Genomic DNA, 23,635 nt, shown 5'->3' with positions numbered 1-23,635 from the left:
GAAGGACTGATCCGTCAGGTCTTCGGGAAGCGGCAGAGGACGGCGCATACTCCATTACTTAACAGTCCTGCCGTCCCTCGTCCCTGTTATCCACAACAGCGGCTTTTCTCCACAGACGACGCTTCCGCCTTGCACAGCCAGCGCGGACGACGACGGCGGCCTCGCTTGAACGCGGGCCCCGCCTGACGCCACGCCACCCTCACACACGCCACCCTTGTAGGGTCCCCACAACGAAACGCCCCGTACCACGCAGAAACAGCACGCATTATGGCCGGAAACCACAAAACCGCGCTAGGCTCCGAAGAGATCAAAAGGAGCCAGTGCATTCAATGAGCCAGTTCAACCCCGCGCCCGCCGGCGATCCACAGAACACCAAGAGCATCACGAAAGTCCTGATCGCCAACCGCGGCGAAATCGCCGTCCGCGTCATCCGGGCCGCCCGCGACGAAGGCCTGGCCTCCGTCGCCGTCTACGCCGATCCGGACCGGGACGCCCTGCATGTCCGCCTCGCCGACGAGGCCTACTCGCTGGGCGGCAGCACCGCTGCGGAGTCCTACCTGGACATGGGCAAGATCCTCGACGCCGCCCGCAAGTCCGGCGCCGACGCCATCCACCCCGGCTACGGCTTCCTCTCCGAGAACGCCGAGTTTGCCCAGCGCGTCATCGACGCCGGCCTCACCTGGATCGGCCCCTCCCCGCACGCCATTTCCCAGCTCGGCGACAAGGTCCAGGCCCGCCACATCGCGGCCAAGGTCGGCGCCCCGCTGGTTCCCGGCACCGCCGATCCGGTGAAGAACGCCCAGGAAGTCCTGGACTTCGCCGACGCGCACGGCCTGCCGCTGGCCATCAAGGCTGCCTTCGGCGGCGGCGGCCGCGGCATCAAGGTCGCCCGCACCCGCTCGGAAATTCCGGAGATGTTCGACTCCGCCGTCCGCGAGGCCACAGCCGCCTTCGGCCGCGGCGAGTGCTTCATCGAGCGCTTCCTGGATGCCCCGCGGCACGTCGAGACCCAGTGCCTCGCCGACGCGCACGGCAACGTCGTCGTCGTCTCCACCCGCGACTGCTCGCTGCAGCGCCGCAACCAGAAGCTTGTGGAGGAGGCTCCGGCGCCGTTCCTCACCGAGGACCAGAACCAGCGTCTGTACGCCGCATCCAAGGCCATCCTCCGCGAGGCCGGCTATCAGGGCGCCGGCACGTGCGAGTTCCTGGTCGGCACCGACGGCACCATCTCCTTCCTGGAGGTCAACACCCGGCTGCAGGTCGAGCATCCCGTGTCAGAGGAAGTGACCGGCCTGGACCTGGTCCGCGAGCAGTTCCGGCTGGCCCGCGGCGAGGAGCTCGGCTACGGCGATCCGGAGATCCGCGGCCACTCGATCGAGTTCCGCATCAACGGCGAAGATCCGGGGCGCAGCTTCATGCCCGCTCCCGGCACGGTCAGCACCTTCAAGCTGCCCTCCGGTCCCGGCATCCGCGTCGATTCCGGCATCGAGGCCGGCGAAACCGTGGGCGGGAACTTCGATTCAATGCTCGCGAAGCTGATCGTCACCGGCGCCACCCGCGAACAGGCGCTGCAGCGCGCCCGCCGCGCCCTGGCCGAAATGGAAATCACCGGCATGCCCACGGTGCTGCCGTTCCACGCCGCGGTCGTCGCGCACCCCGATTTCGCCCCCGCGGCCGGCCCGTTCAAGGTCCACACCCGCTGGATCGAGACCCAGTTCATCAACAAGATCCCGGCCTGGTCCGGTGAGCAGGGCTCACGGCACGACGACGACGGCGGCGCCCGCCAGCGCGTCACAGTCGAGGTGGGCGGCAAGCGGCTCGACATCGTGCTGCCGGCCGGTCTCGGCGGCGCCGGCATCGGGTCCAACGGAGCCGGCGGCCGGACTGCCGGCGTCAACGGGAAGACCCGCAAGTCCTCCCGCACCCGCGGCGGGGCCAATCCGGCAGCCACCGGCGATGACCTGACGTCCCCGATGCAGGGCACCATCGTGAAGGTGGCCGTTCAGGAAGGTGCTGTGGTCGCCGAGGGCGATCTCGTCGTCGTACTCGAAGCCATGAAAATGGAGCAGCCGCTCACCGCGCACAAGGCCGGCACCGTGTCCGGACTCAGCGCCGTTCCCGGCGCGACGGTTTCCGCCGGCGCCGCGATTTGTTCGATCCTGGACTAGCGTTCGACGCAGCAACGCCAAAACGGCCCGGCCCCCTGCATGGGGACCGGGCCGTTGGCGTCTGGAAGCTTAGTTGCTGGAGTGGTTGGTGTAGTCGACGTCCTTGGTGTCCTTGGTGACGTACAGCGCGATCAGCGTCAGCACCGCCATCGCGGACAGGTAGATGCCCACCAGCCACGGGCTGCCGTCGGCGGCCTGCCACAGCGCCACCGCGATGAACGGGGCCACGGCCGCGCCCAGGATCGAGGAAACGTTGTAGGCGATCGCCGAGCCGGTGTAGCGCACGTTGGTCGGGAACAGCTCCGGGAGCATGGCGCCCATCGGCCCGAAGGTCAGGCCCATCAGGGTGAAGCCCAGGATCAGCAGGGCCATGACGCCCGCGGTGCCGCCGCCGAGCAGCGGAGAGAACGTGAAGCCGAAGAGGAAGATGCCGGTGGTAACCACCAGCAGCGTCTTGCGGCGGCCGAACTTCTCGGCCAGCGGGCCGGAGACGAGCGTGAAGATACCGAAGAACACGACACCGATGATGAGCATGATCAGGAAGTCGTTGCGGGCATAGCCCAGGCCGGCGGCGAACGTTTCCGGGTCGAAGGCCTTACCTGTCTTCTCGGCGGCGGCACGGGCAGCTTCCTCGCTCTTGGCGGCGGTGCCGTAGGAGAGCGTGAAGGTGGTCATCAGGTAGAACAGCACGTAGGTGGCCAGCATGATGAACGTGCCGGCAATCATCTGGCGCCAGCTGTACTTGAACGCGCGGCTCAGCGGCATCTTGCTCACTTCACCGGAATCGACGACCTTCTGGAAGGCCGGGGTCTCCACCAGTTTCAGCCGGACATACAGGCCGATGATCACCATGACGGCGCTGGCCAGGAACGGAATGCGCCAGCCCCAGGAATCGAACTGCTCGTTGGTGAGCTGGAAGCTAAGCAGCAGGAACAGGCCGTTGGCCAAGATGAAGCCGATCGGCGCGCCCAGCTGCGGGAAGGTTCCCCAGATGGCGCGCTTGTTGGCCGGCGCGTTTTCCGTTGCCAGCAGCGCCGCACCCGACCATTCCCCGCCGAGGGCCAGGCCCTGGGCGAAGCGCAGGACCACCAGCAGTGCCGGACCCAGGATGGTCCAGCCCGGCGTCAGGGCCGTGGGGAGGCAACCGATCAGGAAGGTTGCGATTCCCATGGTCAGCAGCGAGGCCACCAGGGTTCCCTTGCGGCCGACCTTGTCACCGAAGTGCCCGAACACGATCGAGCCCAGCGGGCGGGCAATGAAGGCCACGCCGAAGACGGCGAAGGAGCTCAGCAGTGCCGTGACGCCCTCGGCGTTCGGAAAGAACAGCCGCGGAAACACGAGGACTGCGGCGGTGGCGTAGACGTAGAAGTCGTAGAACTCGATGGACGTGCCAACGAGGCTGGCAATAATCACCCGGCCCTTCGAGTTTGTCTTGGCCGGCGCCGGTGCCGGCGTGGGCTCCGTGGAGGGATTCTTAGTAGACATTGGCAGTCTTTCGCAGGTGGAAGTGAGGTTCTCGATAATGGTAGGGGCGCCATCCCACCATCCGGACATTGTGTCCAGCATGTGGACAGGCGTCTCACTTCCCGCGGACCCAACGGCCGACGACGGCGGGGCCTTGCGCAGCTGCGCCCGGCCGGTCTGCGCCTGCCTGTCGGGTTCTTGTGCCTGAATCTGCGGGTCGATCTGGGCGCTCGGGCATCTCTCGTGCAGATGACGGTGATTCCCGGTCCTCGTCCGAATCTCTCGTGCAGATAATGCTCCATAAATGGCTCAACTCAATGAAAGGAGGCCCTGATCTGCACGAGAGATTCCGTCTGAGTGCATTATCTGCACGAAGGATGCTCACTACCGCTGCGGGACCCCGGCCACACGCGCCCACCTACCGAATGCGCAGCCCGTGCCACCCGTCTGGCACGGAGTGGTGAGATCAGCCGGTCCGCTCCCCCGGCCCGGGTGCCTACAGGCACCCAGAGTGCAGCTATGGCGGGTATCAGCGCGCTCCGGTCGACCACACGAACTCGAGAGCGCAGCTATGGCGGGTATCAGCGCGGGTTTGTCGCCAGATCTGCGCTCTCGAGGCACTCAAGTCGCCAGATCTGCGCTCTCGATAAGTCCAAGTCGCCAGACCTGCACACTCGAGGGTCTTTTGCTCGGGGGCGAACCCTCAAACCGGCCGAAACGGCCCGAGAGAGCCTGAAGAGGCCACAAAAAAGCCCGCCCCCGGAGCGGAACGCCAAACAAGCAGCGTTCCACCCCGGACACGGGCCGGATGAAGGAACCCGGGCAAGCAGCCCGGGAGAAAGCAAAACCTACATATGCACGTGCAGGCGGCGGGCGGCCTCGGAAATCGAGCCGGTCAGCGACGGGTACACGGTGAAGGTGTTGGCCAGGTCATCGACGTGCAGCTTCTGCGTGACGGCGATGGCAATCGGGAAGATGAGCTCGGACGCGCGCGGCCCCACCACGACGCCGCCGATCACGGTGCCGGAGCCCTTGCGCGAAATGATCTTCACGAAGCCCTCCTTGATCTCCATCATCTTGGCGCGCGCGTTGGTGTGCAGCGAGAGCTTGATGACGTCGCCCTGGTAGCGGCCGTCGGCGATGTCCTGCTCGGTCACCCCCACCGACGCGATTTCCGGCGAAGTGAAGATGTTCGAGGCGACGTTCTTGAGCTTCAGCGGCTTCACGCCGTCGCCCATCAGGTGCGCAATCGCGATCCGGCCCTGCATGGCGGCCACGGAGGCCAGGTTGAAGACTCCGGTGCAGTCGCCCGCGGCGTACACGCTCGGGGCGGTGGTGCGGGAGACGCCGTCGACCCTGATCTGGCCGCGCTCGTCGAGCGCCACGCCGGCCTCTTCCAGCCCGATGTCCGCAGTGTTGGGGATCGCGCCCACGGCCACGAGGCAGTGGCTGCCCTCGACGGTGCGGCCGTCCTCAAGCGTCACCAGCACGCCGTCGCCGGTGTTCTTCACGCTTTCGGCCCGCGAGCGGTTCAGCACCGTCATGCCGCGGGCCTGGAACACGTCCTCCAGCACGACGGCGGCATCGGCGTCCTCGCCCGGCAGCACGCGGTCGCGGCTGGAGATCAGCGTGACCTTGGTGCCCAGGCCGTTGTACGCGGAGGCAAACTCGGCGCCGGTGACGCCGGATCCGATCACGATCAGGTGTTCGGGGATTTCGGTGAGGTTGTACACCTGCTTCCAGGTGAAGATGCGTTCGCCGTCGGGCATCGAGGTCTCGAGTTCGCGCGGGCGGGCGCCCACCGAAATCAGCAGGGCTTCGGCCTCAATGGTCTCGGTGCCGTTTTGCGTGACGACCTCGATGGTCTTGTGGTCCAGCAGCCGGCCCTCGCCGATTTTCACCTTCACGCCCACCCGCTCGAGGGTGCGGCGGATGTCGTTGGACTGTTCCTTGGCCAGGGCCAGGAGCCGGTTGTTGACCATCTTCAGGTCGGCAACGGCGGGCTGGCCGTTGTCGCCGAAGTCCACGCCCAGCGATGAGGCGGAGGAGAAGCGGGTCATCACGTCGGCGGTGGCAATCAGGGTCTTGGAGGGAACGACGTCGGTCAGCACGGCTGACCCGCCCATCCCGTCGCGTTCCACGATGGTGACGTCGGCACCGAGGGACGCGGCCACCATTGCGGCTTCGTATCCTCCGGGGCCGCCGCCGAGGATGGCAATCTTGCGGGCAGTAAAATCAAGTTGGGTCGTCACAGTTGTCCATTCTGTCCCATCCCTGCCCGGTGCTCAAACGGCGGCCCAAACGCCGGGGCAGCAGCCCCGCCCAAACCTCCGGGAGCCGGCATGCTCCTGCAGAGCGGGCGAACTCGCGGTAGGTTGGATTAGTGAACAACGATCCCTTTGAATTAGCCCAGCAGGCCGCCAAGTACATTGCCGAGAAAACCGGTGTGCCCAGCCATGACATTGCCCTGGTCCTCGGCAGCGGCTGGGGCGAGGCCGCCGACCTGATCGGCGAGACCACAGCCACCCTGAACGCCAGCGACATCCCCGGCTTCTCCGCCCCCGCGGTGCAGGGCCATGTGGGCACCATCCGCTCCGTGCTGACGACTTCGGGCAAGCGCGCCCTGGTCCTGGGCGCCCGGACGCATTACTACGAGGGCAAGGGCGTGCGCGCCGTCGTCCACGGCGTGCGCACCGCAGCGGCGGCCGGAGCCAAGGTCATGGTCCTGACCAACGGCTGCGGCGGGCTGAACCCGGACTGGAAGCCGGGCACCCCGGTGCTGATCAGCGACCACCTGAACCTCACGGCCGCGTCGCCGCTGGAAGGTGCCACGTTTGTGGACCTCACCGACCTGTACTCCTCCCGCCTGCGGGACCTGGCCCGCACCGTGGACCCGACCCTGGACGAAGGCGTTTACGCGCAGTTCACCGGCCCGCACTACGAAACCCCGGCCGAGGTCCGCTACGCCAAGACCATCGGCGCGGACCTGGTGGGCATGTCCACCGCGCTGGAGGCCATCGCCGCCCGGCATGCCGGAATGGAGGTGTTCGGCATTTCCCTGGTGACCAACCTGGCCGCCGGCATCAGCGCCGAGCCGCTGAGCCACGCCGAGGTCCTGGAGTCCGGAGCCGCAGCAGGCCCCCGGATTTCCCGCCTGCTGGCTGACATCATCGGCAAGCTCTAGCCAGCTGCCGCTCCCCCTATCTTCGATTCGTAGGTACTACCCATGACGCTGAACCCCACCGAGCTTGATGAGCTCGTGACCACCGCCCAGAGCTGGGCCGATGAAGACCCCGACCCGGCCACCGCCGCGGAACTGCGGGCCCTGATCGCTTCGGCGCAGTCCGAAGGCGCCACGGCCGCCGCTGCCGAGGCAGAGCTGGAAGACCGCTTCACCGGCACGCTGGAGTTCGGCACGGCCGGTCTGCGGGCCGCGCTCGGCGCCGGTCCGCGCCGGATGAACCGCGTGGTGGTCCGCCGCACCGCGGCCGGCATCGCTTCCTTCCTGCAGGACACTTCCGGCGACAAGTACACGCCCAGCGCCGTCATCGGCTACGACGCCCGGCACAAGTCCCGGGCCTTCGCGCTGGAGACCGCTGCGGTCTTCAGTGCCGCGGGCATCGAGACCTTCCTGCTTCCCTGCACGCTCCCGACGCCGGTGCTTGCCTATGCGGTCCGCGCGCTGGACACCGACGCCGGCGTGATGGTCACCGCCAGCCACAATCCGGCCGCGGACAACGGCTACAAGGTCTATCTGGGCGGGCGCACGGTGAAGGGCCCGGGCAAGGGCGCGCAGATCGTCGCCCCGTACGACGCCGAGATCGCCGCGCGCATCGACTACACCGTGCCGCTGGACAGCATCGACACGGCGCCGGAGGGCTGGACGGACGTTTCCGAATCCATCGTCGCCGACTACATCAACGCGGTGGGCCGGCTGGCGGCGCGCGACCACCTGCCGGAGCGCGACCTGAAGATTGTCCTCACCTCGCTGCACGGCGTGGGCGGGGACACCATGAAGTCAGTGCTGAAGGATGCCGGCTTCCGCAAGGTCATTCCGGTGGCGGCGCAGGCGAAGCCGGATCCGGACTTCCCCACAGTTGCCTTCCCCAACCCGGAGGAACCCGGCGCGCTGGACCTGGCGCTGGAGACCGCCGTCGAGCACGACGCCGATCTCGTCATCGCCAACGATCCCGACGCCGACCGCGTGGCGGTGGCCGCGAAGAATCCGGCCGACGGACAGTGGCGGATGCTGCGCGGCGATGAAGTCGGCGCGCTGCTGGGCCGGCATCTGGCCCGCCGCATCGGGTCCGGGCACTGGAAGGTCCGCGGAGAGAAGGCCAAGACCGGCATCGTGTTCGCCAACTCGATCGTGTCCTCCCGGCTGCTCGCCCGCGTTGCCGAAGCCGCCGGTTTCGCGCATGTGGAAACCCTCACCGGCTTCAAGTGGATTTCCCGCGTGCCGCACCTGACCTACGGCTATGAAGAAGCGCTGGGTTACTGCGTGGCTCCGGGCCTGGTCCGCGACAAGGACGGCATTTCCGCCGGCCTGCTGGTGGCCGAGATGGCAGCCACGCTGAAGGCCGGCGGGCGCACCCTCTTTGACGAACTCGACGACCTGGCGGTGCAGCACGGCCTGCACCTGACGGACCAGCTGTCCGTCCGGGTCTCCGATCTGGGGTTGCTGGGCGAAATGATGGCCCGGCTGCGCTCGGAGCCGCCGGTGTCCTTCGGCGGCTCCGCAGTGCAGAGCGCCGTGGACCTGTCCCAGGGCAGCGGCGAGCTGCCGCCCACGGACGGGCTGAAGTACCTGACCCGGGACAACACCCGGGTGATCATCCGCCCCTCGGGCACCGAGCCGAAGCTCAAGTGCTACCTCGAGGTCATTGTTCCGGTGGACTCCGCGGCCGATCTGCCCGCCGCACGCGAGCAGGGACGCGCCCGCCTCGATGCAGTGCTCGCCGATGTGAACGCGGCGCTGGGCCTGTAAGCCCGAACCCCGGTGAACGGGGATTGAACACAGAACGCCGATCAGGACCGGTTCCCCGCGGAGCCGGTCCTGATCTGTCTGCGGATGCTGTTACGAGGGCAGGGCTGCGCCGCTGTCCGGCAGGGCTGCACCGCTGTCCGGCAAGACGACGGCGGCCTCCGGAAGAACGACGGCGGCCTCGGGCAGGGTGCGTCCCTCCCGCAGCAGGGTGGCCACCTGCTCGGCAGGAAGCGGCCGACTGAAGTAGTAGCCCTGCCCGCTGCAGCACCCCATTTTGTGCAGCTGCTTGGCCTGTGCCGCGGTTTCGATGCCCTCAAACACTGCTTCCATGCCGGCGGCGCGGATCAGGTTGTGCACGGCGGCCACGAACTGCAGCTGGCCGTCGTCGTCGTCAATGTCTTCAATCAGCGACCTGTCCACCTTCACCGTGTCCACCGGCAGCCGGCGCAGGTAGCTGATGGAGGAATAGCCGGTGCCGAAGTCGTCGATCTCCAGCCCGACGCCCAGCGCCTGCAGGGACTTCAGCGAGTAGGTTTCCACCTCTCCCCCGGCGATAAACGCGCTTTCGGTGATTTCCAGGATCAACGACGACGCCGGCATTCCGGTCTCGCGCAGCGCCCGGCGCACGTAGTCCACCAGGTCCATGCTCTGCAGCTCGGACGCTGCCAGATTGACCCGCACCTGGAACTGGTCCTCCGGGCGCAGCAGGGCGCACCAGCCGGCCAGCTGCTCCAGGGCTGTCCGCAGCACCCAGCGGCCGATGCCCACAATCAGTCCGGTGTCCTCGGCCAGCGGAATGAAGGAGTCGGGCATGATCAGGCCGCGGGTGGGATGATGCCAGCGCACCAGGGCCTCCACGCCCTGCAGCTTGCCGGTTTCCAGCTCTACCACCGGCTGGTAGACCAGCTGCAGCTCTCCGCGGGTGACGGCGTGCCGCAGTTCCCCGGCCAGATCCCGGCGCAGCTGTCGGCTGTACAGCATCACCGGTTCGAAGAACTTGATCCGCTGATGCACGTCGTCCTTGGCCGCATACATGGCGGTGTCGGCCCGCAGCAGGATGTCGCTGCCGGCTTCATCGGGCACAGCCAGATGGATGCCGATGCTGGCGCGGGGCCAGACATCCAGATCGTCCAGCTGGATCCGGAGTTTCAGGGCCTCCATGATCCTGGTGGCCGCGTTGCGGGACTGCTGCGCCGTTGAAACGGGCAGCAGCACGGCGAATTCGTCACCGCCCAAGCGGGCGACGGCGCTCTCGGCTCCCGCCGCCCCGACCAGGCGGGTGGCAATCTTCATCAGGACGAGGTCGCCGGCATGATGGCCGAAACTGTCATTGATGTCCTTGAACCCGTCCAGGTCGATCATCAGCACTGCCGGCCCCAGGCCGCCCTCGGGGCGGGCCTGAACCGCGTTGTCGAGCGCCTGGCGGAGCGAGGACCGGTTCCCCACGCCGGTGAGGGGATCGGTCATGGCCATGTGCTGCATCTGTTCGTGGGCTTCGCGCAGCGCCTGGGTGCGGGTTTCCACGCGATCCTCGAAGTCGGCGTAGACCTCGCTCAGTTCGCCGGCGAGCAGGTTGATGCCGGTGATGACCGCGTCCACTTGGTCCCGTGCCTTCGACGTCGGAATGTAGGTGCTCAGGTCTCCGGACGCCATCCGGATGATGCCCTCGACCACCTGGCTCAGCCGGTCGTCGTCGAGCTCCGGATGGGGCTCAGGCGCTGGATCAGGCACTGGATCAGGCACTGCGGAGGATCGGGCAGAAGGGTCAGGCAACAGCATGCTTTCTCTTCAGCCAGGCCAGGGCCTCCGCTTCGGTGGAGAAATACCGGGTGGGGCAGGGCTGGACGTTGCCGCCCAGCAGGAAGTTGGCGATCACCCGGTCCACAGGCGAGACGCCAAGCACGGCTACGGCTTCAAGCGACCCGGCGTTGCCGAAGACGGTACGGGCGCCTCGGGTCAGTGCTTCGACGCCGGTCAGGACCAGGAGCATCGGCATCTTGCTGGAACCGGCCAAGCGGTCCACTTCTTCGGCTGCCGTTGCGGCCATGGACCCGGTGACCACTCCTCCGGGCGGCAGCGTCAGGACGATGTGGCCTTCCGGTGCGAGGACGACGTCCGGTGCGGCTGCGGGGCTGATATCGAGAAGGTCACCGGTATCCGGCGGTGTTAGCACATCCTCGTGTGCTCTTCTCCTCAAAGGCGTGGCACGCCCCGTCGAGACCCGGGTGTCGATGTCCTGCTGTGTCATGCTTCCCCCCATAGTCCGCACCCCGGTTCTTCAGCGGCCCTACCGCCAATAGCCAAGTTCGGCAGGCCTCACCTGCCGCAGAACCGATCGTGGTCGGTGTGCGATGTCAGGTGGCCGGACAATTTCTTAATCGCGTTCAACTGACAACAAAATTATGAATTCCGGGCATCAATTCTGTCAATGACTTCACGGGATTGGCCGGCCATTCGCAGAGCACCCAGATCCATGAACGTTTTTTGGCTGCTTTGTGCCGCTTCCAGTGCCTCATCGATTCGGTCCAGCTCAAAAAGGGCCATTGCCATTAGCTGTTCAGCCTCGGCGAGAACGGACGGCACCAGAATCTCACGCTCTTTAAGGACCAATTCCAGACCCTGGAGGGCGTCTTCAACTTCGCGGTTCAGTAACTGCCAGTGCGCACGCACCAAAGCGATTTCCAGTTCATCCATGGGACTGCCGCCAGAGACCGAAATGGCAAGTTCGGCTCGTTCTATGCATTCCAGGGTTGCCGGCTCCAACAAGTGGGCCCAGATTCTTACATGTGCAGATGCCTTATTGAACTGCGCCCAAAGATAGACATCGTTTGACGGAGAGAGGCAGATGGCAGCTTGGGCGTGCCACTTCGCTCCTTCGTCGCCCTTTTGCATGAGGAAAGCGACGTTCCCGACGGCCCAATATGCAAGCCCTGCAGTTTCCCGGGGAGTTTCGGAAGTGATCAGGAGGAGCATTGACTGTGCAACTTCCCATGCCTCCTCCATTTTCCCTGAATCCGCCAGTGACGCGACCAGAGCCTGATGAGTGTCGAAGTGGCCGGAAGGGCTCCCGCACTCCGCAAGCTCAATTGCGGCCGCCTCCTTGGCTACCTTCAAGGACTCCCCGACCTGTCCCAGACATTGGAGCGCACGGGCATACAGTGCCGTAGCTCGGGCCTTTGTAATTGGATCATCGGCAATTTTGGGGTCTTCGATCAGGTTTTTGGCGCCTGTTGCGAACTCCTGCATAAGCCCAAGCTCCACTTGGCACTCAGCCTTGAGGAGCGACATGCGCCAATAGCCCTGCTCGTCACCGTTACCCCGGGCAGAGTCAGCAGCGGCCGCGGCCTCAGCCAACGCCTTACGGTATTCCCGGCGCTCCCAAAACTGGCGGGCACGGTATTCGTTCAGCAAGTGTTCTACGGAGTTGTCCAATACCGCGGGCCTTCCCAGTACATTTTTCGGTGTCCTCGATGAGACTACGCTCGCCATCCTACTGGACAACCGCAAGTAGCGAGGCACTCACCCCGGAGCTGAATCTTTTCAAAAAAATCGACATATTAATAGCGTAAAAACATATACGGGAAGGTCTATTTTCACTATGATTCACTTGTCCGCTTTAACACATAGACATAGGGGAACCCCATGAAGAAAATTGCTGCCACTGTGCTTCTGGCTGCAGGTATTGCTGCCGTTGGCGTAGCCGCACCCGCATCCGCTGCGCCGCTGAACTCCGATGCCAGCCAGAATGTAGTTTCACCTCTCATTTACTGGCCGCGCTAGCCACCGACGCGCGGCCGGTGGAACCAATCATTGGTTTCTTCGGCCGCGCCCTTGGCATTAGGCTCCATCACCGCAAGAATCTCCACTCCCGGTAGGTACAGCGTCCCCCACCGTGGCATGGCAAGATAGTGGGCATGTCTACACCCATTGCGTCCTTCATTGACCACACGCTCCTCAAGCCCGAGGCCAGCCGCGACGACATCCTGAAAGTCTGCGCCGAAGCCGCCGAGTACGGGTTCAAGTCCGTCTGCGTGAACCCGCTGTGGGTGGGCACCGTGCGCAATGCCCTCAAGGGCAGCGGCGTGCTGACCTGCTCCGTGATCGGCTTCCCGCTGGGCGCCACCACCACCGAGGTGAAGGTCTTCGAAGCCCGGGGTGCACTGCAGGACGGCGCCGATGAGATCGACATGGTCATCGACATCGCAGCCGCCCGCCGCCACGACTACGACGCCCTGGTCCGCGACATCGCAGCCGTTGCCGACGAAGTCCACACCGGCGACGGCATCCTGAAGGTCATCATCGAAACATCGCTGCTCACCGACGAGCAGAAGGTCCTCGCCTGCCAGGCGGCCGTCGAAGCCGGCGCCGATTTCGTGAAAACCTCCACCGGATTCAACGGCGGCGGAGCCACGGTGGAAGACGTCGCACTGATGCGCAAGACGGTCGGTCCGGACCTTGGCGTGAAGGCCTCCGGCGGAGTCCGCTCGCGCGAAGACGCCCAGGCAATGATCGACGCCGGAGCCACGCGTATCGGGGCAAGCTCCGGTATCGCTATTGTTAAGGGTGGGAACGCCGCGTCGGACTACTGATCCGCCGGCTACTAAAACTTTTTGAAACGGAGAACACCATGGCAGGAACACGGTCCAAGCAGCCCACGCACTCGGGTGAAGGGCACCTTGTCAGCAACCTCGTCACCTTTGTCATCTTCCTGGCAATCTTCCTGGTCGGGCTCTACTCCCTGACCTGGCTGTCCCTGGACAACGTCTGGCCGATGGCCATCTGCCTGGGCCTCGCCACCCTGGCCTACTTCGTTCCGTTCATGATGGGACGCTCGGACAGCGCCGAGGTTCTGGCCGAGGGCCGCGTACCCAGCAAGTAACAGCACAAGGCAGCATCCTCGTCCACGCAACCCCACGTCAGGGTTGCGTGGACGAGTGCTTTAACGAGTAGTTTTCGGCGCGAAGGCGCGTAGTGACTACGCTGAGCGCACGATGTCGGCCCGTTCTATATTCGAGCCATGAGCATCACTATGACACGCCGCGAATGGCGCCAGGACCGGGCACGCCAGCAGCGCATCGTCCACATCGGATACGGAATCGTGGTCGCCACAGCTCTGATGTCTGTGGCCGTCTTCATCGTCGCCCTGACCAACGGCGGCCACTGACCGGACGCCGGCCGGACGCCAGCCGGATGCCCGGCGACAGGGCGCCGGGCATCCGGCCCGCGACTAGTCCTTGAACACCGCGTCCACGACCTTCTGCGCCCAGGCCAGGATCTCGGCGTCGACCAGGTCCCGCCCGCCGATCCGCGCGGTCTTGGGCTTGGGCACCAGCACCGCGTTCAGCGCCGGCTTCACCTGGGCTCCCGGGAACAGCCGCTGCAGGCGCATGGTCCGCGATTCGGGCAGGTCCGCCGGGGCGAACTTGATGAAGTTCCCCTGCAGCGCCACGTCCGTCAGTCCGGCCTCGCGGGCGTTGACCCGGAACCGGGCCACCTCGATCAGGTTCTGCACGGCCTGCGGCGGCTCGCCGTAGCGGTCCACCAGTTCCGCCAGCACCTCGTCGATCGCCTCGTGGGTGAGAGCTGAGGCCAGCTTGCGGTAGGCCTCCAGGCGCAGCCGCTCCCCCGGCACGTAATCGTGCGGCAGGTGCGCGTTGACCGGCAGCTCGATCTTCATCTCCGCTGCCTTCTCCTCGGCCTCGCCGCGGTAATCCGCCACGGCCTCGCCGACCAGCCGGATGTACAGGTCGAAGCCGACGCCGGCAATGTGCCCGGACTGTTCCCCGCCGAGCAGGTTGCCGGCTCCGCGGATCTCCAGGTCCTTCATCGCCAGCTGCATGCCGGCGCCGAGCTCGTTGTGAGTGGCCACGGCCTTCAGCCGTTCCAGCGCCACCTCGCCCAGCGGCTTCTCCGACGGATACAGGAAGTACGCGTAGGCACGCTCGCGTCCGCGGCCCACGCGGCCGCGCAGCTGATGCAGCTGGGACAGGCCGAAGTGGTCGGCTCGGTCCACAATCAGCGTGTTGGCGTTGGAAATGTCCAACCCGGTTTCGATGATCGTGGTGCACACCAGCACGTCAAAGCGCTTTTCCCAGAAGTCCACGATGATCTGCTCAAGCTTGGACTCGCCCATCTGCCCGTGCGCGACGGCGATGCGCGCCTCCGGGACCAGCTCGCGCAGGCGCGCGGCGGTGCCGTCGATCGACGACACCCGGTTGTGCACGAAGAACACCTGGCCCTCGCGCATCAGCTCGCGGCGGATCGCGGCGGACGCCTGCCGGTCCGTGTACGGGCCCACGTAGGTCAGCACCGGATGGCGCTCCTCCGGCGGGGTGGCCAACGTGGAGGTTTCCCGGATGCCGGTCAGCGACATCTCGAGCGTGCGCGGAATCGGAGTGGCGCTCATGGCCAGGACGTCCACGTTGGTGCGCATTTTCTTCAGCGCTTCCTTGTGCTCGACGCCGAAGCGCTGCTCCTCATCCACGATCACCAGGCCCAGGTCCTTGAACTGGACCTCCTGCGAGAGCAGCCGGTGCGTGCCGATGACGACGTCAACGGACCCGTTCTTCACGCCCTCAATGGTTTCCTTGGCCTGCTTGGAGGTCTGGAACCGGGACAGTGAATCCACCCGGACCGGGAACCCGGAGAAGCGTTCGCCGAAGGTTTCCATGTGCTGCTGGGCCAGCAGCGTGGTGGGCACCAGCACGGCCACCTGCTTGCCGTCCTGCACCGCCTTGAACGCGGCACGCACCGCAATCTCGGTCTTGCCGTAGCCCACGTCGCCGGACACCAGCCGGTCCATGGGAACTTCCTTCTCCATGTCCGCCTTGACCTCGTTGATCGTGGTCAGCTGGTCCGGAGTTTCCACATAGGGGAACGCCTCCTCCAGCTCGCGCTGCCAGGGGGTGTCCTTCGCGAACGCATGCCCCTTGGACGCCATCCGGGCCGAGTAGAGCCGGATCAGCTCGCCGGCAATCTCCTTGACCGCCTTGCGCGCCCGGGACTTGGTCTTGGCCCAGTCCGAGCCGCCCATCTTGGACAGCACCGGAGTTTCCCCGCCCACGTAGCGGGTGATCTGGTCCAGCTGGTCGGTGGGCACAAACAGCCGGTCGCCGGGGCCGCCGCGCTTGGCCGGCGCGTATTCGAGCACCAGGTACTCGCGCACGGTCTTGCTGGCACCGGCGCCGGTGGCCCGCTGGATGAGCTCCACAAACTTGCCCACGCCGTGCTGCTCGTGCACCACAAAGTCGCCCTCGTGCAGCTGCAGGGGGTCGACGGCGTTGCGCCGCTTCGAGGGCATCTTGCGCATGTCCCGGGTGGAGTAGGCGCTGGCCCGGCCCAGCAGGTCGGCCTCGGTCAGCAGGCCGGTCTTCAGCCCGTCAAAGACATAGCCGCGGCCGGCGCTGGCGGTGGTGATGGAGATGATCCCCGGCACCGGCTCGGTGTCCACGGACTCCGTGAGCGACGCCGGAATGTCATTGTCCCGGAACAGCTCGGCCAGCCGCGCGGCCGGGCCGGGGCCCTCGGTGACGACGACGACGCGCCAGGCGTCGCGGACCCGGGAGCCGATGAACTCCATCATTTCCGCCACGTCGCCCTGGTAACCGCGCGGTTCCCGGGCGTTGATGGTCAGGGTGTCGATGTCCAGGACGGTTTCGTCGTCGGGGTTGAAGGAGGTGATGGACCACCAGCCCACGGAGTTGGCCAGGGCCGCAGACCGGGTGTCGGTCAGGGACCGGAAGCTGGCGGCCTCCAGATCGGCGCTGATGCCGGCGGACAGATCCAGCGGCGCGGAACCGCCGTCGGACGCCGTGGCCCAGGCTGCGGCGAGGAATTCCTCGTTGGTGGCGGCGAGGTCGTGCGCGCGGGCGCGGACCTTCTCGGGTTCGATCACGACGGAGAGCGATCCGGCGGGCAGCTCGCCCATCAGCGGAACCATCTCATCGACCAGGACCGGGGCCAGGGATTCCATCCCCTCGACGGCGATGCCGCCGGCGATCTTTTCCAGCATGTCGGCGGCCGCGGGCATGGAGCCCTGCAGCTTCGCGGCGCGGCTCATCACCGAGGGGGTGATGAGGATTTCGCGGCACGGCGGCGCATACAGTTCGGTGGGATGCGTGACGTTCGGCCCGGTGAGGGTGCGCTGATCGGCGACGGCGAACCAGCGCATCGAATCCACCTCGTCGCCGAAGAAGTCGATGCGGATGGGATGGTCCTCGGTGGGCGGAAAGACATCCAGGATGCCGCCGCGGACGGCGAACTCGCCGCGGTGCGAGACCATGTCCACCCGCGCGTAGGCGGCCTCGGAGAGGGCCTTGACGACGGCGTCGAACTGCCGTTCCTCCCCCACTTTCAGGGACACCGGCTGCAGGTCGCCGAGCCCGGCAACCAGCGGCTGCACGACGGCGCGCACCGGGGCCACGATCACGGAGATCGGATGTCCTTCGGGATGGGCGAGCCGGCGCAGCACCGACAGCCGGCGGCCCACGGTGTCCGAGCGCGGCGAGAGCCGTTCATGCGGCAGGGTTTCCCAGGACGGAAACTCCTCGATCCCGGCCAGCGGCAGGTAGGAGCGCAGCGCGGCGGCCAGGTCCTCGGCCTCGCGGCCCGTCGCGGTGATGGCCAGCACCACCGGCGGTGCCGTGGCGGCGTTGCCGGTGCCGGCGTCGTCGGCTGCTGCGGCGAGCCCGTCGACCATTTCCGCCAGCAGGGCCGCGCGCATCCCCTGCGGGGCGCCGATCTGCAGGTCTTCGCTGCGGCGCTCGGGGGTGCGCGAAGCGAGGGTTCGCACCCGTGCGTAGGACGGGTCTTCGGCCAGTGCGGCGCGCAGTCCGTTCAGACTCATGGGCAGGGGCTCTCCTTGACTGAGGCGCTGCCGCCGGGTGAGGCGGCAGCTTGGGTGAGGCAAAGCAACGCAAATACCCGAAGTTCACTAGGAACCCCGGGGCTTTTCTTCCAGCCTACCTGCTGGGATGGGGCACGAAAGGCCTCGTCCGCTGCGGGCTGATGGAGGACTTCGCCGGGCCGGATCTGCTGTCCGGGTTCCCGGGTTGCCGGGTTGCCGGAGTGGGGGGGGTTGCCGGGTTGGGGGGGTGCCGTTTCGGGCATACCCTGCCGTTCGGGGCATTTCCAGCCGATCCGGGCATACCCTGCCGTTCGGGGCATTTCCAGCCGGTCCGCAGGGGTAAGAAATGCCCCAAACGGTCGATTCTGCCCGAAAAGGAGGATTCTCCACTCCGAGCCGGGCAAATCCCTGCCGGTTTGGGATTCTGCTGCCAGTTTGGGATTCTGCTGCCGGTTCGTAGTGGCAGCAGATTCACAAAACGGTCGATTTGTCACAAAACGGAGTGTTTCGCGCAGACCCCGATAACCGCATCTGCCGTCCCGGGCCACCTACCTACCTCCCGCTCCGCTTTCCAGCCGTTCCGGGCAAACCCTGCCGTTCCGGGCAGTTCCAGCCGGTCCGCAGGGGTAAGAAATGCCCCAAACGGTCAATTCCGCCCGAAGGGAGGGTTTTCCACGCCGACCCCGGGCAAATCCCTGCCGGTTTGGGATTCTGCTGCCAGTTTGGGATTCTGCTGCCGGTTCGCAGGGGCAGCAGAATCCCAAAACGGTCGATCCCGCCCCAAAGGGACGTCGATCCCGCCCGAAAGGGACAGGGTTCCACGCCCCGGACAGCACGGAAGGCGGAAAGCTCACAGCCGGAGCCCTCCGCCTTCCACCCGGGTTTCTTCACCGTGGCACTACTTCCGCCCGGGCATTACTTCCTCCCGGCGTTACCGCCTCAAGGCATCACTGCCTCAAGGCACTACTTCACCAGGACGTCACCGCGGTACTGCAGCTCCGTGCCGGCCGGAGCCGTCCGCTGCTGGGCATCGACCCCGGCACCGCCGCGCAGGTCAGCCTCGGTCCGGGCGAACGTCAGCACCGAGTGCGCCACGGCGTCGGACATCTGGTCCAACGCCGTCCAGCTGACGTTCCCCAGATCGTCGCAGGCCTGGTGGTAGCAGGAGTCGTACGCTTCCCCGGCCGTTCCGCCGAACAGCGCCGCTTCCTCCTCCGTCTTGATGTCTTCGGCACCGGAGAACAGGCCGCCGGCGGGAATGCCTGCCGTGATGAACGCCGAGTAGTCCGACCGGCCGCTGAACTCGGTGGGCGCCGACTCCAAGGATTGGGAGGCGAAGTACTCCTCGAACACGCTCTCGATCTCAGCCGACCCCTCGGGACCGGCCAGGTCAAAGGCATCGCCGTCGCCGTCGTACACAAACCGGACGAAGTTCGGTGAGCCCACCATGTCGAAGTTCAGGTTTGCCAGGGTTCCGGCGATCCCCGCTTCGTCGAGCTGGGAGACGTAGTGGTTCGAACCGATCAAGCTATCCTCCTCGCTGCCCCAGAACGCGAAGCGCACCCGGTTCTCCAGCGGATTCTTCTTGGCGTTCTTGGCCAGCTGCACCGCGGTCTCCAGGACGGCGGCGCTGCCACTGCCGTTGTCGTTGATGCCCGGGCCCTCGGCCACGGAGTCCAGGTGGGCGCCGACGACGACGGTGCGCTCCGGATCCCCGGTCCGGGTGTCCGCCAGGACGTTGAAGGAATTGATGACCTGAACCGCCGAGTCCACGGCGATCCGCAGTTCCGCCCCCGGCGTGCCGGCGAGCGCCTCGCCGAGCGCGAAGGTGGCGCTGACAGCGGGAATCGCCGCCTCGGCACCGAGCGTGCCGTTGAGGATACCGGAGCGTTCCTCGGTGTTGCCCTGGTTGAAAAGCACCGCGCCCGCTGCTCCGGCGTCGGCGGCGTTCTGCACCTTGACGGCAAAGTCACACTCCCCGCGCTGGAGCAGCGCAATGTCTCCGGCGGCAAAGCCGGTGAAGTCCTCCGGCTCGCACCCTGAGGTGTTGACCCGGTCGCCGGCGAGGTTGATGTCCACGGCGGTGACCGCTGCGGTGACGTCTCCGGCGCCGGAGAACGTCATGGTGGTGAAGTCAGTCCCTGCCGTGTACACCGTGGGAGTGGGCGCGGTTTGTTCCAGCGCTTCGCCGAGCAGCTCGAACTGACCATAGGTGAACTCCTGCCGCACGGGCCGGTAGCCGGCCCGGCGCAGCTCCGATTCGATGTACTGCGCGGACGCCTCGTAGCCGGGGGTGCCGGCGGCCCGGTTGCCGCCGTTCTCATCGGCCGCCTCCTGCAACTCCTCCAAATGCTCAAAAACGTTCTTGACGGTGACCTTCGAGCGCAGCTTCGCGCTCTCATCCTTGACCGGCTTTCCGTGACCCGGCTTCCCCGGCTTCCCGTATCCCGGTTTTCCGTTCCCCGGCTTCCCCGGTTTTCCGTTCCCCGGCTTCCCGTATCCCGGCTTCCCCTTTCCGGGATGCTGCCCGGAACCGTATCCCGCGCCGCCGACCCCGGCACCATCAACTTCGGCGGCATCGATCTCGGCGGCGTACACCGGAGCGGCAGTGCCGGCGGCAAGGACAACCGCGGCGGCGAGCGCAGCGCCGCGGAGTGTTCGTTGTGTTTTCATGCTTCCCCTAGGAGTGCGAGTGATGAGCCCCGATCCGGGGCACATGCCGCCGAGGCTAGGGCTCCGCAGGGCAGCCGGGAACCGCAGTCCCCACGCTGGCCGGAACCTGCCCCGAAAAACCGGCAATCCGCCGTCGTACGCGTGACGTGGGCGGTCCGGCCCGCTACGTTGCCAACTTTTCGGGCCACCCCGCCGGCCGGAGGCCCAATGCGCGGGCCCGTTATGGTTTTTCACCGCAGGCCCTGCCACGCTGGAAAGGCACGGGCACACACCACACCGCAGACTCCACGCCACGTAAGGACTGCCCCATGGCACGCAAACTTCTTCTGCTACTTTCCGCGCTTACCCTCTCGCTGCTGGCCCTATCGGCCTGCAACAACGACAACGAGACCGGAGGCGGCTCGTACTCGTCGGACAATGAAGAGGCCACCTCGTCCCCCAGCCCGGGGTCGGAATCCCCGGATACGGCGGCGGCCTGCGACTCCGCGTCCCCCGGCAGCGCGGCGCAGGAAAGCTGCGAGGCGCAGGGCGTTCCGGGAACCACCCAGAACGCCGAGCGGTGCGGCGCCACCACGCCCAGCCCGATTGCCAGCGGCATCATTCAGGGCACCTTCGGCCCATACTGCGACAATGCGATCGCCAGCACGTACGACACCACGCTGGTGCCCGACGGCGCGGACACCACCGTCACGATCGACTCGACCGACGCCGCCACCACCCTGGAGATGATCGCGCGCGGCTTCAAGGGCAACACGGAGTTCGACGCCACCCTGCATGAACGCCTGTGCGGAGCGTCCCCCGCGGACGCCGGGGAGGAGTACGAAGACCCCCGGAGCGAGGAATCGGATGACCTGAGCCTGGACTTCACCACGGACGGGACCGGCAACTCCACCGCCAGCGTCACCGTGCCGTGGGTCCTGCCCGACGACGGCATCGGCCGCTCGCTGCTGATCACCCTCGACGACGACGACGCGAGCCCGGAGACCCCGGACGACGACGACCAGGCCGTGGCCTGCGTCAGCCTGGAACGCTGACCGCTGGAACTCCGGCCACCCGCGGGAACCCCATTTCGGCGGGAACACCGTTTCGGAGCTGGGGACCGCCGGAGATTAGGATGTTGCTGGGCCGGTGAGCCGCTTGCATCTGCACGAGCGCCGCCGGCAAGACAGCACACCTATCTGGAGGACCCATGGCTTTGAACGCCTCGACCACCCTGCCCCACGACGTCCGCACGGTTACGGACACGTTCGCCAGCGAGGACTTCCTGCGCAGTATCAGCGAGCATGTGGGCGGCGCCCTCGTGTCGGTCAGCGTCGACGGCGACACGACCGGCCCGTTTGTGCTCACCGCCGTGCGCACCCTGCCGACGGACCGGCTGCCGGACATCGCCAAGAAGTTTGTCGGCGCCTCACTGACCGTGACGCAGACCGAAAAGTGGGCGGCTCCGGCTGCCGACGGTTCCCGCGAGGCGTCGGTGGACCTCTCGGTGGGCGGCGTGCCGCTGAAGGTCAACGCCACGCAGCGCCTGGTCGCCGTCGGCGGCGGCACCCGCGTGGACGTGGACGGCAAGGTCAGCTCCTCGATTCCGTTCCTGGGCGACAAGATCGCCCAGCAGGCCGAGCCCATGATCGGCAAGGCCCTGACCCTCCAGGCCGGCCAGGCCGGCAAGTGGATCGAAAGCCGCAAGGCCTGATCCGTGGATAACAGCATTGTCCTGCCCACCGCCCTGGCGGTCATCCTCATCATCGGCGGCTTCTGGAGCCTGATCGTCTGGCCGCCGTACCTGATCGAGGCCTACAAGAGCCCCCGCGCCCGGGACGAAAAGGGCGCACCCACCCGGTACCTGACCGTGAACCTGATGAAGGCCACCACGTCCATGCTCTTCGGATTGGTCACCATCATTGTTGGTTTCCGGGGGCTCATGGGATAAACCTGCCCGTCGGTGCCAGAATGCGAATACCCCGTTTTCCCGCGGAAGGAGTTCCATGGCACCGGAGCAGCAGAGCCAGCCCGACGACGGCACTCCGGTGCCGCCGCCGGCCAGCGGCAGCACGGTCCTGGGCCGGTCCAGCTATCCGGAAGTCCTGCGCATCCAGGCGATCCTGCGCAAGGAAACGGTCGGCGGCATCCTGCTGCTGATCGCCACGGTGGCGGCGCTCATCTGGGCCAACTCCCCGGCGTCGGGCTCCTATTTCGCCATCCGGGACTATGAGTTCGGCTATGAGCCCTGGCACCTGAAGCTCAGCGTCGGCGAGTGGGCCGCCGACGGGCTGCTGGCCGTCTTCTTCTTCCTGGTGGGACTGGAGCTGAAGCGCGAGTTCGTCGCCGGCGACCTGCGCCAGTTCAGCAAGGCGATAGTGCCGGTGGCCGCGGCGGCGGGCGGCGTCGTCGTTCCCGCGCTGATCTACGTGGCGGTGAATCTGGTGGCGGGCTCGGACGGGCTGCGCGGCTGGGCCATTCCCACCGCCACCGACATCGCGTTTGCCCTGGCCGTGCTGGCGGTGATCAGCTCGCACCTGCCCTCGGCGCTGCGGATCTTCCTGCTGACCCTGGCCGTGGTCGATGATCTGCTGGCGATCACCATCATCGCGTTCTTCTACACCGAGGACCTGCACCTGCTCTACCTGGCGATCATGCTGGTGCCGCTGGGCCTGTTCCTGTACCTGGCGCAGAGCAAGTCGCGGATTCTCGCCGCCCACCCCGCGTCCGCCTGGCTGATCCTGCTGCCGCTGGGGCTGCTAGTGTGGGCGCTGATGCACGTTTCCGGGGTGCATGCCACGGTGGCCGGGGTGCTGCTGGGCTTCTGCATTCCGGTGCTGCGCCGCGACCCGTACGGCAAACCGGTGCAGCCGGGACCGGGCAAGCCGGGGCTGGCGGAGATTTTTGAGCACCGGTTCCGGCCGCTGTCCGCCGGTTTCGCGGTGCCGGTGTTCGCGTTCTTTTCCGCCGGCGTCGCGATCGGCGGTTTCAGCGGCCTGGGCTCGGCGCTGGCCGATCCGGTGGCGGTCGGCATTCTGGCCGGACTGGTGGCCGGCAAACCACTGGGCATCCTGGCCACCACCTGGCTGATCACCACCGCCACCAAGGCCCGGCTCGATGCCAGCGTGAAGTGGATCGACCTGCTCGGCATCGGGATCCTGGCCGGCATCGGCTTCACCGTGTCGCTGCTGGTCAACGACCTCAGCTTCGATCCCGGGACCGAGCACAACGACCACGCGAAGGTCGCCATTCTGGCCGCGTCGGTCACCGCCGCGGTGCTGGCGTCAATCCTGCTGCGGGTCCGCAACCGGCATTACCGGACCGTGGAGGACGCGGAGTCCCGGGACACGGACGACGACGGGATTCCGGACGTGTATGACGACGACGGCGGGCGGTAGCGGCTTTGGAGGTTGCTGGCATGATCCGCCGACCCGTAGGCTGCGGCTAGCAAGTAAACCAAGACAGAACGCTGCTGTTGGAACGCAGGTTGATACTGGGGCTGGGCTTTGACGGATCCAA

General features: G+C 66.6%; 17 protein-coding genes. 10 read left to right on the top strand and 7 right to left on the bottom strand.

The genetic code is table 11. The annotated features are described in order from the left end of the window. Positions 1–329: 329 nt before the first annotated feature. The gene (locus QNO00_RS08095; RefSeq protein WP_284024193.1) at positions 330–2,168 is read left to right on the top strand and encodes an acetyl/propionyl/methylcrotonyl-CoA carboxylase subunit alpha; all 1,839 of its coding nucleotides are present in this window, start codon (positions 330–332) and stop codon (positions 2,166–2,168) included. 69 nt (positions 2,169–2,237) lie between these two features. Here QNO00_RS08095 and QNO00_RS08090 read toward each other — a convergent pair whose 3' ends face one another. After that, a complete protein-coding gene (locus QNO00_RS08090) occupies positions 2,238–3,653 on the bottom strand; it encodes an MFS transporter (protein ID WP_229967312.1) in 1,416 nt (471 codons plus the stop codon). Between the two features lie 827 nt (positions 3,654–4,480). Then, positions 4,481–5,884 (bottom strand): NAD(P)H-quinone dehydrogenase, encoded by a 1,404-nt coding sequence (locus QNO00_RS08085; protein WP_284024192.1) that lies wholly within the window; start codon positions 5,882–5,884, stop codon positions 4,481–4,483. Between the two features lie 131 nt (positions 5,885–6,015). On the opposite strand from QNO00_RS08085, the gene QNO00_RS08080 reads away from it, so the two are divergent. After that, positions 6,016–6,816: a purine-nucleoside phosphorylase gene (locus QNO00_RS08080; RefSeq protein ID WP_229967308.1), complete on the top strand. Its 801-nt coding sequence runs from the start codon at positions 6,016–6,018 to the stop codon at positions 6,814–6,816. A 42-nt stretch (positions 6,817–6,858) separates the two neighbouring features. Continuing rightward, positions 6,859–8,619 (top strand): phospho-sugar mutase, encoded by a 1,761-nt coding sequence (locus QNO00_RS08075; protein ID WP_284024191.1) that lies wholly within the window; start codon positions 6,859–6,861, stop codon positions 8,617–8,619. 90 nt (positions 8,620–8,709) lie between these two features. Here the strand turns inward: QNO00_RS08075 and QNO00_RS08070 are convergent, their stop codons facing one another. The 3 genes from QNO00_RS08070 to QNO00_RS08060 all read right to left on the bottom strand — a co-directional run bounded on the left by QNO00_RS08070 (position 8,710) and on the right by QNO00_RS08060 (position 12,051). Beyond that, positions 8,710–10,350, bottom strand: coding sequence for a putative bifunctional diguanylate cyclase/phosphodiesterase (locus QNO00_RS08070; RefSeq protein WP_349643473.1), 1,641 nt, complete (start codon positions 10,348–10,350; stop codon positions 8,710–8,712). Between the two features lie 34 nt (positions 10,351–10,384). Further along, entirely contained in the window at positions 10,385–10,867 is a 483-nt protein-coding gene (locus QNO00_RS08065) for a SpoIIAA family protein (RefSeq protein WP_284024190.1), read from the bottom strand. 152 nt (positions 10,868–11,019) lie between these two features. Continuing rightward, positions 11,020–12,051, bottom strand: coding sequence for a hypothetical protein (locus QNO00_RS08060; RefSeq protein ID WP_284024189.1), 1,032 nt, complete (start codon positions 12,049–12,051; stop codon positions 11,020–11,022). A gap of 482 nt (positions 12,052–12,533) precedes the next feature. Between QNO00_RS08060 and deoC the strand changes: the two genes are divergently transcribed. The 3 genes from deoC to QNO00_RS08045 all read left to right on the top strand — a co-directional run bounded on the left by deoC (position 12,534) and on the right by QNO00_RS08045 (position 13,783). After that, complete coding sequence (gene deoC, locus QNO00_RS08055) at positions 12,534–13,208, top strand: deoxyribose-phosphate aldolase (protein WP_229967299.1); 675 nt, start codon at positions 12,534–12,536, stop codon at positions 13,206–13,208. Between the two features lie 38 nt (positions 13,209–13,246). Next, a complete protein-coding gene (locus QNO00_RS08050; protein ID WP_229967297.1) occupies positions 13,247–13,498 on the top strand; it encodes a hypothetical protein in 252 nt (83 codons plus the stop codon). A gap of 138 nt (positions 13,499–13,636) precedes the next feature. Next, a complete protein-coding gene (locus tag QNO00_RS08045; protein WP_229967295.1) occupies positions 13,637–13,783 on the top strand; it encodes a hypothetical protein in 147 nt (48 codons plus the stop codon). Between the two features lie 63 nt (positions 13,784–13,846). Here QNO00_RS08045 and mfd read toward each other — a convergent pair whose 3' ends face one another. Continuing rightward, the gene (gene mfd / locus QNO00_RS08040; protein WP_284024188.1) at positions 13,847–17,464 is read right to left on the bottom strand and encodes a transcription-repair coupling factor; all 3,618 of its coding nucleotides are present in this window, start codon (positions 17,462–17,464) and stop codon (positions 13,847–13,849) included. Between the two features lie 963 nt (positions 17,465–18,427). Further along, entirely contained in the window at positions 18,428–20,137 is a 1,710-nt protein-coding gene (locus tag QNO00_RS08035; protein WP_284024187.1) for a M28 family metallopeptidase, read from the bottom strand. A gap of 308 nt (positions 20,138–20,445) precedes the next feature. Between QNO00_RS08035 and QNO00_RS08030 the strand changes: the two genes are divergently transcribed. The 4 genes from QNO00_RS08030 to nhaA all read left to right on the top strand — a co-directional run bounded on the left by QNO00_RS08030 (position 20,446) and on the right by nhaA (position 23,514). Beyond that, positions 20,446–21,171 carry a hypothetical protein gene (locus QNO00_RS08030; protein ID WP_284024186.1) on the top strand — a complete coding sequence of 242 codons (726 nt, stop codon included), beginning with the start codon at positions 20,446–20,448 and terminating at the stop codon, positions 21,169–21,171. Positions 21,172–21,326: 155 nt separating this feature from the next. Continuing rightward, positions 21,327–21,830 (top strand): DUF2505 domain-containing protein, encoded by a 504-nt coding sequence (locus QNO00_RS08025; protein ID WP_229967287.1) that lies wholly within the window; start codon positions 21,327–21,329, stop codon positions 21,828–21,830. Positions 21,831–21,833: 3 nt separating this feature from the next. Further along, positions 21,834–22,067: an SCO4848 family membrane protein gene (locus QNO00_RS08020; protein ID WP_229967285.1), complete on the top strand. Its 234-nt coding sequence runs from the start codon at positions 21,834–21,836 to the stop codon at positions 22,065–22,067. Positions 22,068–22,122: 55 nt separating this feature from the next. Then, on the top strand, positions 22,123–23,514 hold the full coding sequence (gene nhaA / locus QNO00_RS08015; protein WP_284024185.1) for a Na+/H+ antiporter NhaA: 1,392 nt from the start codon (positions 22,123–22,125) through the stop codon (positions 23,512–23,514). Positions 23,515–23,635: the final 121 nt, after the last annotated feature.

Source organism: Arthrobacter sp. zg-Y1219 (assembly GCF_030125545.1).
GTDB lineage: Bacteria > Actinomycetota > Actinomycetes > Actinomycetales > Micrococcaceae > Arthrobacter_B.
This window is presented reverse-complemented; position numbering and strand designations above follow the sequence as displayed.

Coding starts and splice junctions, on each gene's coding strand:
- QNO00_RS08095 (WP_284024193.1), top strand. CDS start 330: ATGAGCCAGTTCAACCCCGCGCCCGCCGGCGATCCACAGAACACCAAG.
- QNO00_RS08090 (WP_229967312.1), bottom strand. CDS start 3,653: ATGTCTACTAAGAATCCCTCCACGGAGCCCACGCCGGCACCGGCGCCG.
- QNO00_RS08075 (WP_284024191.1), top strand. CDS start 6,859: ATGACGCTGAACCCCACCGAGCTTGATGAGCTCGTGACCACCGCCCAG.
- QNO00_RS08065 (WP_284024190.1), bottom strand. CDS start 10,867: ATGACACAGCAGGACATCGACACCCGGGTCTCGACGGGGCGTGCCACG.
- deoC (WP_229967299.1), top strand. CDS start 12,534: ATGTCTACACCCATTGCGTCCTTCATTGACCACACGCTCCTCAAGCCC.
- QNO00_RS08050 (WP_229967297.1), top strand. CDS start 13,247: ATGGCAGGAACACGGTCCAAGCAGCCCACGCACTCGGGTGAAGGGCAC.
- QNO00_RS08045 (WP_229967295.1), top strand. CDS start 13,637: ATGAGCATCACTATGACACGCCGCGAATGGCGCCAGGACCGGGCACGC.
- mfd (WP_284024188.1), bottom strand. CDS start 17,464: ATGAGTCTGAACGGACTGCGCGCCGCACTGGCCGAAGACCCGTCCTAC.
- QNO00_RS08035 (WP_284024187.1), bottom strand. CDS start 20,137: ATGAAAACACAACGAACACTCCGCGGCGCTGCGCTCGCCGCCGCGGTT.
- QNO00_RS08030 (WP_284024186.1), top strand. CDS start 20,446: ATGGCACGCAAACTTCTTCTGCTACTTTCCGCGCTTACCCTCTCGCTG.
- QNO00_RS08025 (WP_229967287.1), top strand. CDS start 21,327: ATGGCTTTGAACGCCTCGACCACCCTGCCCCACGACGTCCGCACGGTT.
- nhaA (WP_284024185.1), top strand. CDS start 22,123: ATGGCACCGGAGCAGCAGAGCCAGCCCGACGACGGCACTCCGGTGCCG.